This is a genomic window from Haloferax sulfurifontis ATCC BAA-897 (assembly GCF_000337835.1).
In the GTDB taxonomy this organism is placed as follows: Archaea; Halobacteriota; Halobacteria; order Halobacteriales; family Haloferacaceae; genus Haloferax; species Haloferax denitrificans.
The window spans coordinates 25,305-40,253 of sequence record NZ_AOLM01000027.1; the positions used below are offsets into that span (position 1 = coordinate 25,305).

The following is a 14,949-nucleotide window of genomic DNA, read 5'->3' on the forward strand; positions in this document are numbered from 1 at the left end:
AATTATTCTTTTGGGAGACCTGTAATATAATCCACAATTCATGCTGGAGCGCCCATCCAGTGACGCCAGTGTGGCGACAGGAACGGCGATTCTACCCCTTCTCGCTACGGGGAACGCCGGCATCCGCGCTCACGTCTCGAAGCACTCGCCCGGTCTCCCTGAGGTGGTAGTTGAGACTACACCGGGTTTAGCGGGGCTGTGATGCGTGGTTTCGACCGAATTGACGAGGGGAATCTGCTTCGGATTATCCTCGAAACGCGTGTTCTTGTTGAACTGGAAACTAATTCGGAGGATTTCCGAGACTCTGGATAGTGTCGCCACTCAGACACCGCGCTAACACAGGTAGAACCCCCCACTACCCGATTCCCGTTTCCTTCTTCAACAACGTCAGTGTATTGTCGGCTGTTACGATCGGCGAATGCTCGTACTCACCGGTCAACTCAACCTGCACGAGCAAATCGACCGCTCGCCAAATCGAGTACAAGAGACACGCGAATGCGAAGTAGAAGAACCGCAGCCCGAAATCCTTCGACGTCGTCGTGGCCATGAATCGCTTGATCGACTTGTAGCCACTCTCGATTTCCCACCGGTAGCCGTACTCCGTGAGGTGCCCAGTCCCTCTATTCGTCATGAACACCGAGTACTGTCGATGGTCGTCGTGCTCAGCGTTCTCTTTGCGGCGGTAGATCAGCGTCGTCTCGTGCCACTCACTCTTCCCAAGATGGAGTTTACGATCGGTCTCATACCGGTCTTGATCGCGCTGGAGCAACCGCTTCGCCTGCTCTCGCTGGTCTGCATCCGCTTGGGGACGACGTAGGAGAGCCCACGCTGGCTGATCATCTCCAGAACGTGCTGACTATCGAATTCCCGATCCATCAGGACGTTATCGACGTGGACGAGCTCTTCAGCCGAATCGAGCAAGTCCTCGACGATCTCCTTGCGTGACTCGCCTTTTCGTACCGGGCGGGCATCGAGGACGAGTGGGACAGCGTTCCCGACCAGCTGGACTGTCGCCCACTGATAGGCGTACTCGTCAGTGTTCTCTTTCGTTCCGATGATCTCGTCCTCATGGCCTGTGCGGTCGCCGGTAAAGGGGTCGGCCTCGGTAATGTCGATAGCGACGATCCCTGCGCGGAAGAACTCCTCTGTCTCTGCGAGCTGGTTGATGAGCTGTCGGACCGCCTGTCGGTACATCTCGCGAATCTGCTCGATAGAGAGATTACGAATCTGGTCGCGATGACCGTGCCCGAGTGGTGTTCGATCACGCGTCGACTCGTGGATGAAGCTGCGAGCCCCCTCGTTGGCGGCCAAGTTCTCACGGAGTCCTAAGTAGGTCTGTAAGCCCCAGTAGGCGTTCTCGGGAATCTCACAGCCCTCGCCACGGTTGAGCGAGAACGCGGGGAACACGACGTGACTGACGTGCTTGGTAATCGTCCCTGTCTTGTCGAGGATGGCCTGGTCGTCCGGGTCCGGTTCAGCGGCGTCGTGGCCTCGAGTCGGGAGGTTTCGGTCTGGTTCGCGTGGCACAGCGATATCCGCGTTTTCCGCTTTGATGAGGATCGTGCGAGCCGCTGTCCGGACCGTTTCCCGGAGATCTCGCGTGAAGCGTTTGTTCCAGGTCCGCCAGAGCGTCGATTGATCGGGAACCGTTCCCAACTCTAGACGTTCGCAGAGTGTGGTCCGGCTCTCAAGGTACTCCAGGAGTTCTGTTTCGTGCTCCCACCCGTGGAGTTCTTTCAGCACGAACATGCGAAAGAGGGTATCCATCTCGTAGCGTGTCGAGTTTTCGTAGCAATCGTGGGCCTCGAAGCGAAAGTAGGCCAGCGGAAGTTCGCAGACGAATTCTTCAATCGAGTCGTGGTCTGGGTGCGTAAACCAGACATTCGAGACGACTCGAACGTCCGATTCTAATCCGCCAAGCGAGGTACGATCATATAGCGGCGTCGAGTTATATATGGGCCACTCAATGTGCTGCCGGCGTGCGATCCGGCCAAAAACACTACGCTGGGATTCACTTGTCCCAGTCACTACGAGATCGTGGCTGCGATATGGGAAGAGCCAATCTAACCGCCCAACAGAAGGACTGTAGTTTGCAGTATCGAGAACAGCTCATGCGGGCGAAGTTGCCGAATCATCAGCGTCTTTCCATTCGTCGAGTCCAGCGGGATCAAGATGGACGTGGACGTCTGAAACTGATTCGACCTCACGGACACATTGGCGAAGATCTGATTCGAGATCGTGTGCCTCGACCACAGTTAGATCTTTGGCTACTTCAGCATGGAACTCGACCTCAACCATGTGCCCGGAGTAGTACGCAACGAAATCGTGAATCCCGTGAACGGCGGAGTGTTCTCGAATCTGCTGTTTGATTTTTTCCTGTTCTGATTCGGGTGGTGCACGATCAGCAAGGTACTGAATATTCTCACGAGAGATGTCTACACCTTGGTGGATGACGAGCAGACTCACAATGCCGCCCGCAATCGGGTCAAAAATTGGGTAACCGACAGCCATACCCAGGACGCCCACAAGGGCTGCGCCTGTGGTATAGAGATCATTGAGGCTGTCAGCGGCAAGCGCTCGAAGACTTGGCAACTGGAGTTCTTGATTCTTGTATTGCGTATACCAGTAACAGAGATACATATCACCGAGTGCGAACAGGAGTCCGAGTACGAGCCAAATACTGTACTCGGCAGAGACTCCAGTAAAAATCGAGTGACCTGCATCGTACAACAGTTTGAGTCCGAGAAGAACGAGGACGCCGCCAACGAAGAGCGCAGAGAGCGGTTCGAATCGATTGTGTCCATGTGGATGTGAGTCATCAGCATCGTCGAAGGCGGATCGGCCCCAGATCAAGACAACACCGCTTGCGAGAAGGTCAGCGACGGAGTGCGCTGCGTCAGCGGTGAGTGCGAGGCTTCCAGTGAGCAATCCGAGTGCGCCCTCGACACCGATTTTGAGGGCATTTAATAGAACATTGGCCCAAGAGACTTTGAGAAAGGCCACGCGTGAGTCTGCCATAGAATGATAATACTGCTACTTCCGCATAAGAGACCTCATTAGTCGCGTATAATCGAGTTTTTGATTCAATCTAAACTTTGCTCGGGGCACTGAGAATCATCAAGTAATCAAGAGGCCCCTCAGACGACTGTGCCTACATATGCATTGAGACAGGCGGTCTCAACTACTGCCCTGAGGACTCCTGTAGACCGGTGACCAAACAAGTATAGTACGAGCGGCGAGATTGCTCCGAGAGATGAACGGTACGGACTGGTTCCCACGACGGCAGTCTCCGATCTGTCACCTCCGCTCTCGGGGAGGAGCATTACTGAGATGAGGGTAGCCGACGCACGGTTCCTGTTTTTTCAGTTGAACATCTGGCTGTGTTTGCTCTCGGCCGCGATGGTCGGGGTCTCGGGGCTAGCGATGGGTGTCGACCCTCGCTCAATCGGGAGCGGGCTCCTGCTCGCGCCACTCCTGTTTTATTTCATATACGTCGAAGACCGACGCGGGGGGACGGCCGAAGACGAGATAAACCAACCGCACCGGACGAAGCTCGTCCGGCGGTACCAGCGGGGGCTGTTCGCGACGGAACTGCTCGCGTTAGTCGGCTACGAACTGGTGGTCTGCCTGCTGGTGTTTCAGGCGGGAACCGCGACTGCCAGCGACCTACTGTTCGCCCAGATTCCCCTCGTCGTACTCGGAAGCTACGGGTGGCTGAAGCGCTATCCGACGCTCGATTCCATCGGCGTCGGGTTCACTTGGGCGTTCGTGGCCGTCTTTTCGGTCGTCGCGGCGACACCCCTGCAGTATTCGCTCGACGGCGCGGCTGTCTTCTTCGGGTGGTTTCTGATTACCGCCGCCGGAGTCGAGTCCCGCAACATCCAGGACATCTCCGGAGACACACACGCGAATAAGACCACGCTCGCGGGCTACTTAGGACCCCGAACGGCGTCGGTGTTAGTTCGACTCCTGAAAGCGGGCGGCGTGGCCGTGTTCTGGGCCGTTTCCGGGCCGCTCGTCGCCGGCCTCGTCGTCTGCTACTTGCTTTCGCTCTCGGTGTTCCGCCATCTCACGCGGCTACACAGGCGGGGCCCGTCGTCTGAGACGAGTCAGAGCTCCGCCCGCGGGTGACGTGACGCGATGCGACGCGATGCGACACGACGTTGCGCGACGTGGTGCGACGCCACGTGATGCGACGTGACGCCGCGGACCCCGCTTTGCGGCGGGGGTCTCAGCCTCTCAACGCGTCGACCGGCCGGTCGTTCGCCGCTTTCCACGCGGGGTAGACCCCGCTGAGGATGCTCGCGACGACGGCGAAGCCGAACCCGTACACCAGATACTGGAAACCGCTCCACTGCAACGCCCCGAGCGGGTCTCCTGTAATCATCTGGAAGATGACGAGCCCCGCCGCAAGCGAGAGGAGCACGCCGATGAGCCCTCCGAGCGCGCCCATCAGGGCGGCCTCCGTCAGAATCATCCGAAGCACTTCGGAACGCCGAATCCCGACCGCACGGAGGACGCCGATTTCGCCGCGGCGTTCGACCGTGCTCATCAGCATCACGTTGAGGATGGCGACGCTCGCGACGACGAGCGAGATGCCGCCGATTGCCAGCAGGGCGAGCGAAAGCGTCTCCAAGAACCCGCCGACTTGGCCGGCGTTGCCGAACGTGTTGATGCTGAGTTCCTCTTCGTCGTCGGTGTTGAAGTACTCGTCTAACTCCCCGCCGATTTCGGTCGCGGTCGAGCTATCCGCGGCGACAATCGTCACGACGTCGTAGTGGTTCTGGTCGGAGAGGGCGGACTCGGGCAACACGAGTTCGCCGCCGCCGAAGCCGAACGCGTTTTCTTCCTCGATTAAGCCCTGTACGCGGTACAGTTGGCCGTCGTACTCGACGGGGTCTCCCTCCTCGATGCCGAGGGTGGTCGCGGTGCTGTTGCTGAGGAGTGCGCCGCTCAACAGCCGGGTGGGCGCTTCACCCGAGGTGAGGTTGTACAGCGCCGCCGCGTTCGTCACCCCGGTGACGCTCACCCGCACCTCCCGTCCGTTTCGCGACGAGACCGTCGTCGAGTTCGTCTTCTGGGGGACCACCTCCGCGTCGGTCACCAGATTTCGCATCGTATCGACCTGGTCGTCGGTCACCCCGTCCGTGTCGCTGTCCTGACCGGACGTTATCGACACCTCGTTGCCGATGCTTCCCAGTTGCGACGTCGCTTGTTGCTGGATTGCGGCCGTCGCCATCCCGAGCGAGCAGATGGAGACCACGCCGATGATGATGCCGAGCGCGGCTAACACCGTCCGCAGTTTGTTCCGGCCGAGGTTCCGCCACGCCATCTGGACGCTGGGGAACCGCCAGAGGAAATCGACGACGCTCATCGTCCGGAGACCTCCGTGATGACGCCGTCGACGAGTCGGACGGTGCTGTCGGTGTACTCCAGCATCTGTTCGTCGTGGGTGACCGCGACAATCGCGACGTTCTCGTCCTCTTTTAACCGAGTCAGCTCGCTCAGAATCGTCTCTCCGGTGGCTTGGTCGAGGTTCCCCGTCGGCTCGTCGGCGAGGAGAATGTCCGGCTCGTTGATCAGCGCCCGCGCGATGGCGACGCGCTGTCGCTGGCCGCCCGACAGCTGATCGGGTGTGTGGTCGAGTCGGTCGCCGAGCCCCACTCGCTGTAGGAGGTCCTGCGCGCGGTCGTGCCGGTCGACCGAGGTGTCCCACATCGAGGGAAGCTCGACGTTTTCGGTCGCGGTCAGCATCGGCAACAGGTGGAAGTCCTGAAACACGAACCCGATACCCGACCGACGCTCTTCGGTCAGCTCGTCCTCGGTGAAGTCGGTCACGTTGCGACCGTCGAGGTGGACCGTCCCCTCTGTCGGCGTGTCGAGCAACCCGATCATGTTCAGCATGGTACTCTTCCCGGAGCCCGACGGGCCGATGATCGTCACCATCTCACCGCGGTCGGCTTGGAAGTCGACGTGGTCGAGCGCGGCGATGACCTCCTCGCCGTTCTGGTAGCGTTTCACGACGTCAGTGAGTTCGATGACACTCATGCTAGTGGTGGCGCCAGCGATAGATGCCAACTCCGCCGAGTACGACGACCACCAGCACGCCCCCGATAACGGGCAACGAAAGCGGGAGACCACCCGACGACCCGCCCGAACCCTGACCCCGATTGGACTGGGGACCGCCGGCGGCGGGCGTGGCGCCGGCGCCGCTCGAATCGATCGGCACCTCCTGTGTCGTCGTCACGCGGTCGCCGTCCACGATGTAGGACACCTCGATGGGGACGGTGGTCGGCTCGCCGCTGAGCTGTGCGGTCAGGTCGAACGTGGCGAACTCGCTCCCCTCTACGCGCCCGACGAAGTAGCCGCCGGACGGCGAGCCGTGGGACACGTTTTCCGTCTCCTTGACAGTCAGCAAGACCGAGCTCGCGTCCGTGTTCCCGACGTTCGCGGCGTCGCCCTGTATCGTCACGGAGCCGGTGGTTCGCGTGGTCTCGATGCTCGTCAGTCGAATCTCGCCGGGGACCGACTCGTCGTCTATCTCCTTCGACAGCGAGGTCGTGTACGTCTCTCCGTCGACGGTGTACGTCGCGGTGAACAGCACGACCTGGTCGCTCATATCGTCGGTGTCGAACACGACAGAGCGGTTCGTGTCCGGGCCGAGGTTCGCAGTGTACCGCTGGGCGACCTGAGAGTCGTTTACCGACGCGGTGATTTCGACGTTCGAGAGGTTCGTGTTCCCGTAGTTGGTCAACTCCACGTTGACGGTGTCGTTCGTCTGCTCGGTCACGGAGAGCCCGGCTCGCACGTCCCGTTCTTCGACCTCCACGATGACCGGGTACTCGACGTTGATGACGTTCCCGTTTTCGTGGCGGCCGGAGACGTGGACTCTGAGCTGTTTCTCTCCGGCGCTCGTGAACGTGGTCGACAGCGGCACGTCGACGGAGCCACCCGGCCCGAGCGTTCCGAGGTTGTTCGCTTCGGCGACGATGCGACCGCCCGAACGGAGCGTGACCTCTTTGAGGTCCACGCCGCCGGAACTGCTCTCGAAGTTCGAGACGGTCGCGCGAACCGTGACCGACTCGCCGACGTACGGCTCACTCGGTTCGACTGTCGTCGAGTTGACCACGATTTGCCCCGACTGGGCGCTCACTGCCGAGGGACCGCCGACGAGGATGCTCGTGACGGCCAACAGCGCGACTGCCCCCGCGACAGCGGGCCGAACACCACGACTCCGCGTCATGCGCACGACCCGGACGTCACAGTCGTTTGACGACCGCCGTCGGTTCGCCCGCCGAGCCGAACCGACCGCGTCAGCGGTGTCTGCTTCTTGGAGAGCCGATCGATCAGTGGGACCATCTGGTTGCGTCGCTCCATTTCTACAGAACAAATCAGCGAGCCAAGAATAGATGAGTCTTTTCACTACTTAGACCCAAATCACCCAGACATACCGCCGCAGTCGGTGAATCTGATACCCGTTTGTCGGCTTCGACACGCCGCCGACGTCTCGGGAAAAAGACAGACGCTCGAACAGACGCCCCGACGAGACGTCAGGCCCGAGTCGCGACGAGATACGCGATGGCGGTGAGTCCGACCCAAAGCGCCCCGGCGACGCCGGCAACGAACACGAGCCGCGTCGACCCGACGACTCCGGCGACGAGCCAGACCAGAATCCCGGCCCCGGCGAGTAGCTGGACGAACAATCCGCGCAGGGGAACGGGCTGGCTCCGAACCGTCCGAACCATTCCGTACCCGCCGAAGAAGAGCGCGGACAGGAAACAGCCACCGCCGAGGAGGCCCCACGCGGAGAGCAGGCCGGTCCCGGAGGCCGCCCCCCGCTCTCCCTCACGGTCGGCCGGGGCTTCGAGGACCTCGGTGGAGCGTTCCGACTCCGTGGCAGTCGCCGGTACCGGGCGAATCCGTGCCGTCGCGGATTCGTTGCTGTCGATTCCGAGGCCGTCTTCGACGCTGAGTGCGACCGTGAGCGTCTCGTTCGGCATGCGGAGGCTGAGTCCGGCGCGCTCCCGCGTCGTGTGGCTCGTCCCGTTGACGACGAAATGGTACGCCAAGACCGAACCGGTCTCCACCGCGCTTTCGGCCCCCGAGAGCTGGATTTGACTCCCCGCGGCCGCCGTCGACGGCGTACTGAGCCGCGGGGTCGGCCGTCGGTACCGTTGGCCAATCGGGGCGTCCGCGACCGGGATGAAGTCGACCCAGCCGTTGGTAATCGTGATTTCGTCGCCGTCGCCTTCCGGCAGGATAGAGGAGTGATACGGCCCGCTCGCGGCCCCCCAATAGTTCGACTCCGCGTCGACGGTCCGTATCGAGTCGGTGACGATTCGCGCCGTCGCGTTCGCCGTGACGAGCCGGGAGATGTTGATCTCCATCCCGGTGTCGTGGCCGTAGACGTCGTTGTTAGCGATTCGGTAGCGGTCGGCGTCCGCCTCGCCGTACGAGAGCTCGATACCCGTCGGCAGTGAGTCGTCGACACGGCGGATATCGACTGCGCCCTCGGCCGTCGACCGGGTGTGGCTCACGCCGTCGGTGCGAAGGACGGCGACCGTATCGTCCCAGAGCGTCGCGATTTCGATCTGTTGCCGGAGTTGCGGGTTCGCAACGAGCTCCTCGAACGGGGCGTCGACGTCGCTCTGGTCGAGAATCGCACCGCGGGACCCCTCGGCGACGTAGAGTCCGGTTCCGGGGGCGACGCCGTCGAGTGCTGGCGGTCGGACGTGCGTATTCGTGTTGAACACGATGTCGTTGTTCCGAACCGTCGCGTTCAGGGTGCCGCGGGACACGAGCCCGTAGCCGTTCGCGGCGATGACGTTGTCCGACACGGTGAGTTGGCCGCTGTGGGTGAGCGGACTGGAGACGAGGACCCCGGCACCGCCGTTGTTCGCGAGGCGGTTCCCCGCGACGGTAACGCGGTGCACGAGGAGGTCCGAGCGCACCGTCAGCGCGTGGCCGCGGTTGTCGACAATCGTGTTGTTGGTCGCGACGAAGTCACGGGCCAATGCGCGCACGAACACGTCGAGACCGTCGCCGCCGTTCTCGGCGATTCGGTTTCGTGACAGCGTGACGTTTCGGACCACGTGGCTGTTGACCGCGACTCCGTCCTCACCGTTGTTGAGAACTCGGTTCCCGGTCACCCGACCGTTCCTGATCGCCCAGTTGGAGAGCGCGACCCCGTGTTCTCCGTTTTCGCTGATGACGTTGTCCGTGAGCCACAGTTCGCCCTCGCTCGTTTCGGACTGGATTTCGAGCCCGTTGCGGTCGTTGTCGACCAACTCGTTCCCGCGAAGCGTCACTCGCGTGACGCCACGGTCACGCCGCTCGGACTGCCGAACGCGAATCCCGGTCTCCGACTCCGAAATCCGGTTTTCGTTTGCGACCAGCGTCGTCTGCGTCCGCGTCTCGACGTGGATTCCCGCGTCGCCGGCGTGCAAGCTGTTACCTCGGAAACTGCCTTCGCTCTGGGCGGCCCGTATCGCCACGCCGTCTCCCCGCACGTCGATGAACCGACTGTCGCTGACCCGGATGCCGGTCGCGATATCCGCGTCGGCGAACAGCCCCGCGCCGTCGATCTCCTCGAACTCGGAGTCGCTGACGGTAATCCCCCGGACGCGCGTGAGGTCGGTCGGCGGCGCGTACGCGTACGGCGTCGTCTCCGCTCCGACGACGTACATCGCGTGGACCCCGTCGGATAACTGCGGAATCCGGCGTTCGAGCAGGCTGACCCCGACCGGGTACACCCCGCGCGTCCGCGGGTTCACGACCCCATCGAACTCGACGATGAGCCGGTCCCGACTCGATACGTACGTCGAGTGCGATAGCGAGATTTCCACGTGACGCCCGCTGACCGACACGTCCGAGACGGCATCGTCGAGCGACTGGTCGATGTCTCCGTCGTTGTCGGTATCGAGGCCGATGCGACGAAGCGACCCAGTCTCGATGTCGGCTACCGACCGCTCGGCCGGATACCGCAAGCGAATCGTCTCCATCGAGACGCCGACGCCGGGGGCGAGCCTGAGCGTGTGCCGTGCGGTCCGGTTCCGGCGTCGGTCCGTCGAGTCGAGTTCGACCTCTTCGACGGCCCCGATCGACGGGCTCGCGCGAATCGCGTGGCCGCCGATTTCGGTAAGCGTCGACCGCGTTATCGTCACCGGGGGCGTCGTCGTGCCGTTCGCGGAGAGCCCGGCCACAGAAAAGTTTTGCAGACGCGAGTCGGTGATGGTGACTGCTCCCTCCCCGCTCGTGGTCGTAATCCCGCTTCGACCGCCTCGTAACGTCGTATTTCGCAACGAGAGCGTCGACGACTCGGAGCCGTTGTAGCGAATCGTCTCCCATCTGAGGTCCCGCCCGGAGGCCGCACTCTGCGTAATCAGCACGGGCCGCGTTTCGGTGCCGGTCGCGCGCAACGACCCCCGGACCGTGAGCGAGACGCCCTCCGCGAGTTGGACCTCCGTTCCGGGGCGGATAGTCAGCGTCGCGCCGGGTTCGACAGCGACACTCCGGATGAGGCGATAGGGACCGCCGTCTTCGGTCCACGTCGTGTCGGACTGGATCGGTGATTCGACGAACGTGACCCCAGAGGGTGCCGCCATGGCCGACGCGCTCAACATGGGGGCGAAAAGCGTACAGACGACAGCGAGCGCCACAGCCCACGGGATCAGTTTGTTAGTCACCACGTTTGTCTTACACCCTGATAGGTCAGGATACGGATTTAGTTTTCCCTTCCCCGAGTGTCCGTCGCCGGCCCGAGGTCGAGACCGCTACCTCGACGACTAATATCTAATAATATACAAAATAAATCTTATAGAACGACCGTTCGATAGAGTTTTAGGCCTCAACGAATCACGTCTCAGGTGTGAAATCGAACGTCGGAGACAGTGAGGACTCGGTCGGTCGACTGACAAGCCGGCAGTTAGATAACTAACACAGATCACTAAGATGGTACGGAACAAATCAGCGATACTCCTTTGTGTGCTAGTAGTAACGTCAATCGCGGCAGTTCCCGTGTCGGCCGAGAGTTCAGTGTACGGCAATCCGGAGCTCTCGCTGAGCGTGTCGGACAACACCTACCGGTCGAGTGAGTCCGCGACGCTGTCGATTGTCGCAAGTAACAACGGACGGCTCGAACAGGGTGGGCCAGCGCAGTACGAACAGGAGGTTCAGACCGCACAGAGCGTCCAGATGGAGGTTCTCGAAGACCAGATCGACGCGCCGATCGACGTGAAAACGGGGACCGTGACGGCGGGCGCAATCCCGGATTCGGGAACCGCTCGATTCGATTTCAACGTCGAAATCGGTGCCGCCGAGCCGGGGACCTACGAGATTCCCGTCGAAGTACAGTACAAGTACGTCCGGATGGTCACGTACGGCGACGTCGATGGCCCGGAATACGTGTGGCGGACGGTCACGAAAAAGAAGTCGGTGACGGTCGAGGTCGAAGACCGTCCGCAGTTCGAGGTCGTGAACGACGAGAATAACGCGGTGTTCGCCGGTGACACCGGCCGGCTCTCGTTCACGCTCGAAAACACGGGGACGCGAACCGCCACGTCGTCTTCGGTCCAGGTCACGACGCAGTCGCCGACGGTTTTCTTCGGAACGACGCAGAACCCGCAGTCGTCGACGAGCCTGTACGTTCCGTCGCTTCAGCCGGGTGAGCGGACGAACCTCTCTGTCCAAGTCGGTGCGGCGGCAGAAACCCAAGCCGGGTCGTACCCCATCGACCTCGCCGTGTCGTACGAGAACCAAAACGGTGTTACCGAGACCTCGGATACGCTGACGACCGGAGTCACGGTCAAACCCGAGCGGACGTTCGAGATCAGAGACATCGAAACGAAACGCTTCAGAGTCGACGAAGGCGAGGCGAAGATCGACGCACAGGTCGTGAACACGGGCAGTGGGTCCGTGAGCAACGTCGCCGTCCGTATCGGCAACACGGCGGTTGTGACGCCGACGAACGGCGAGTCCGCGATCGGTGACCTCGAACCGGGCGAGTCCCAACCGGTCTCCTTTACCGTCTCGATTCCGGCGAGCGCCGAGCCGGGGACGAACACGTTCCCGTTCATCGTCGAATACGAGAACCAAGACGGCGACGTGAGGACGTCCTCACCGATTCGCAAGTCGATATCGATCGGAGCGGAACAGGACCCGTTTTCGGTCGTGAACGTCAACACGAGCGTCTCGCCGGGGACGACGAAGACAGTGGACGTCGAGGTCCAGTACAACGGTGAAGAGCCGGTCTCGGCGGCCAACGCCAAGCTCTTCGTGAGCGACCCGATTTCGACGTCCGACGACGGCGCGTATCTCGGCGAGATGCAACCGGGAGAAACGAAGACGGCGACGTTCACCGTCAGCGCCGCCTCGGGAGCGATCGTCAAAGCCTACGACGCCTCGGTCGAGGTCCGGTACGACGAGGCCGACGGCGACACGAAATACACTGACGGACTGCCGGTCGGCATCGCCCTGTCCCCGTCGAGCGGCGGACTCCCGATTCCGATGTCGGTCATCGGGGTCCTCGCACTACTCGGAATCGGCGCGATAGCCGTCGTCTACCGCCGCCGATGACGGATTATGGACGGAACAAGGAGTAACCATGGATAAGCTACGCGAGGTATTCAGGTCGGTCGGCCAGCAGGTCCAACAGCGACCAGTCGCGGTGCTCATCCTCGCAGTCCTGCTGATATTCAGTGCGTTCGGCGGTGCCGCACAGATCACGAGCGTCACTGGCGACGCCGCGTTCGTCGCGGACAACCCGACGTACAACGCCTTTTCGGAGTCGTTCGACCGGGGGAGCGTCGCCATCCTCGTGCGGGGAGATATCACGGAGCCGCGGACGATCCACGCGATAGACCGCGTCGACCGGGAGATGTCGACGAAGGCGAACGTCCATGCAGTAACGAGCCCGGCCGATCAGGTCCGACAAGAGTACGGGCGAATCCCCGACTCGGAGGCGAAGATTCGGGACGTGATCGGGTCACCGGACTACACCGTGGTCCAGATCGTCTTCGATACGGGACTCACTCAGCAAGACGAGCGTCCCATCTACACGCAAGCCGTGGAGGCGACTGACTGGGCGCAGTTCCCCGCCGGAACGACGGTGACCGTTACCGGCAGTGCCGCGTTCTCTGCACAGCTCTCGACGCTCATTCAGCAGAGTACACAGCAGTTGCTCGGGCTCGCCATCGGGCTCATGGTCGTGGCGCTGTTCTTCCTGTTCCGCGGCGTCCGCCTCCGCCTCCTCCCGATCGTCGCCGTCTTCGTGGGCGTTATCTACACCTTCGGGGCGATCGGGTACGCGGGAGTCCCCAACTCGACGATGACCAGCGCGGTCTTCCCCATCTTGATCGGACTGGGCATCGACTACTCCGTCCAGTTCCACGAGCGGTACGAGGAGGAACTCGAAAGCCATCCGCCGCGTGAGGCGCTTCCGGAAGCGCTGAGCGGAATCGGCCCACCCGTCTTCGTCGCCATGCTCGCCGCCGCCTTAGGGTTCGGAGCGACGTGGGTCTCGACGTCGTCCCCGTCTATCATCTGGTTCGCGCAGACATCGATCTTCGGCGTGCTCCTCACGTTCGCCGCGGGGATCATCGTCCTCCTCCCGCTTCTCACCCTCTGGGTTCGCCGGAAGGACGACTCGACGGAGGAAACGCAAACGCCGGACCGAGGCGAAGATGACGCCCCGACGACGGCCACGGCCACGCAGTCCCAACACGACTCGGACCGGGTCGGCCTCGTTGGACAACTGCTCGGCCGTTCGGCCCGGCTACTCGCAAGTCACCCAGTGCTCGTCCTCGGCATCGCGCTGTTGATCGCCGTCGTGGGCTTCCAGGCCAGCGGGTCGCTCGACACGCTCGCGGATACGGAAGGGTTCATCCCGCAGGACCTCCCGGCGTATATCGACCTCCAACAGTTCCGCTCCGTTACCGGCGGCGGCTCGAGCACGAGTTACGACGTCCTCGTGACCGGCACGCACCTCAAACACCCGACGACGTTGCAGTGGATGCTCGACTTCCAGCACGTCGCGACACAGGCCCCGCTCGTCCAAGGCGTCGATTCGCCGGCGACGCTGATCATGCAGTACAACGGGGGGCAACTCCCGCGTACCGAAAGCGGCGTCAAGCGCGTGCTCGAAACCGTGCCGGAGGCACAGAGGCTACAGTACTACAACGACGGACGCGCACATATCACGGTCTACTCCGCACAGGACATGAGCACCCAGCAGGCACTGTCGTTCCTCCAGAACACGCGTGAGTCAATCGCGTACAGTAGCCCGCCCCCCGGCGTGACGGCGGAGGTCACGGGTACCGCCGCGATTTCGACGCCCTCCATCGTAGAGCAGATCAACTCACGAAACGTGACGACCGGACTGGGAGTCCTGTTCGTGTTTATCCTGCTCCTCCTGTACTATCGCGACCTGGTGAAGGCCGTCGCCCCGCTCATTCCGATGGTGTTCGTCATCGGCTGGCAGAACATCTACATGTATCTGCTGAACATCCCGGTCTCGCCGCTCGGCGCGAGTCTCGGCGCGATGACCGTCGGAATCGGCGCAGAGTACACCATCATCGTGATGGACCGGTATTACGAAGAGAAACAGCAGGCGGGCGTCAGTCGACTCGACGCCGTCCAGACGGCGGCCACGCGGGTCGGGAAGGCAATCAGCGTGTCGGGAATGACGACCGTGTTCGGCTTCTCGGCGCTGGTGTTGTCGCCGTTCCCAATTCTCAGCGGGTTCGGGTTCCTGACCGTCGGCGTCGTGTTCCTGACGCTCATCGCGTCGCTGGTGACCCTCCCCCCGACGCTCGTCCTCTTGGACTCGATCGCCGAGCGCGTGACCGCCATGCGCTCGTCGTGAGTGTGACTCCGCCCCGCTTTTCTTTCCGTCCCCCGCGCTAACGCGCGAGGGGGCCGCCGCTCTCGTCGATGACCGACCTCCGGAGGCGG

General features: G+C 62.2%; 8 protein-coding genes and 1 pseudogene. 3 read left to right on the forward strand and 6 right to left on the reverse strand.

The genetic code is table 11. The annotated features are described in order from the left end of the window. Positions 1-355: 355 nt before the first annotated feature. Both C441_RS20335 and C441_RS19150 read right to left on the reverse strand, forming a co-directional pair. Positions 356-2,028, reverse strand: a pseudogene (locus C441_RS20335) (transposase). 81 nt (positions 2,029-2,109) lie between these two features. Beyond that, on the reverse strand, positions 2,110-3,018 hold the full coding sequence (locus C441_RS19150) for a cation diffusion facilitator family transporter (protein WP_007275975.1): 909 nt from the start codon (positions 3,016-3,018) through the stop codon (positions 2,110-2,112). 312 nt (positions 3,019-3,330) lie between these two features. Here C441_RS19150 and C441_RS15760 point away from each other — a divergent pair, with 312 nt between their 5' ends. Next, positions 3,331-4,131, forward strand: a complete 801-nt coding sequence (locus tag C441_RS15760) for a UbiA family prenyltransferase (RefSeq protein ID WP_007275976.1) — start codon at positions 3,331-3,333, stop codon at positions 4,129-4,131. Positions 4,132-4,231: 100 nt separating this feature from the next. Here the strand turns inward: C441_RS15760 and C441_RS15765 are convergent, their stop codons facing one another. From C441_RS15765 to C441_RS15780, 4 genes are all read right to left on the reverse strand, one after another. After that, a complete protein-coding gene (locus tag C441_RS15765; protein ID WP_007275977.1) occupies positions 4,232-5,374 on the reverse strand; it encodes an ABC transporter permease in 1,143 nt (380 codons plus the stop codon). Then, positions 5,371-6,048: an ABC transporter ATP-binding protein gene (locus tag C441_RS15770; RefSeq protein WP_007275978.1), complete on the reverse strand. Its 678-nt coding sequence runs from the start codon at positions 6,046-6,048 to the stop codon at positions 5,371-5,373. The genes C441_RS15765 and C441_RS15770 overlap by 4 nt, the downstream gene beginning before the upstream one ends. Before the next feature lies 1 nt (position 6,049). Beyond that, entirely contained in the window at positions 6,050-7,243 is a 1,194-nt protein-coding gene (locus C441_RS15775; protein ID WP_049920634.1) for a hypothetical protein, read from the reverse strand. 307 nt (positions 7,244-7,550) lie between these two features. Next, a complete protein-coding gene (locus C441_RS15780) occupies positions 7,551-10,622 on the reverse strand; it encodes a right-handed parallel beta-helix repeat-containing protein (protein ID WP_007275980.1) in 3,072 nt (1,023 codons plus the stop codon). A gap of 394 nt (positions 10,623-11,016) precedes the next feature. Here C441_RS15780 and C441_RS15785 point away from each other — a divergent pair, with 394 nt between their 5' ends. Then, positions 11,017-12,573: a COG1361 S-layer family protein gene (locus C441_RS15785; protein ID WP_007275981.1), complete on the forward strand. Its 1,557-nt coding sequence runs from the start codon at positions 11,017-11,019 to the stop codon at positions 12,571-12,573. Between the two features lie 28 nt (positions 12,574-12,601). Next, positions 12,602-14,860, forward strand: a complete 2,259-nt coding sequence (locus C441_RS15790) for an efflux RND transporter permease subunit (RefSeq protein WP_049920635.1) — start codon at positions 12,602-12,604, stop codon at positions 14,858-14,860. Positions 14,861-14,949: the final 89 nt, after the last annotated feature.

Excerpts from the sequence above, each read along its gene's own strand:
- C441_RS19150 (WP_007275975.1), bottom strand. The coding sequence starts at position 3,018 with ATGGCAGACTCACGCGTGGCCTTTCTCAAAGTCTCTTGGGCCAATGTT.
- C441_RS15790 (WP_049920635.1), top strand. The coding sequence starts at position 12,602 with ATGGATAAGCTACGCGAGGTATTCAGGTCGGTCGGCCAGCAGGTCCAA.
- C441_RS15780 (WP_007275980.1), bottom strand. The coding sequence starts at position 10,622 with ATGTTGAGCGCGTCGGCCATGGCGGCACCCTCTGGGGTCACGTTCGTC.
- C441_RS15770 (WP_007275978.1), bottom strand. The coding sequence starts at position 6,048 with ATGAGTGTCATCGAACTCACTGACGTCGTGAAACGCTACCAGAACGGC.
- C441_RS15760 (WP_007275976.1), top strand. The coding sequence starts at position 3,331 with ATGAGGGTAGCCGACGCACGGTTCCTGTTTTTTCAGTTGAACATCTGG.
- C441_RS15775 (WP_049920634.1), bottom strand. The coding sequence starts at position 7,243 with ATGACGCGGAGTCGTGGTGTTCGGCCCGCTGTCGCGGGGGCAGTCGCG.
- C441_RS15765 (WP_007275977.1), bottom strand. The coding sequence starts at position 5,374 with ATGAGCGTCGTCGATTTCCTCTGGCGGTTCCCCAGCGTCCAGATGGCG.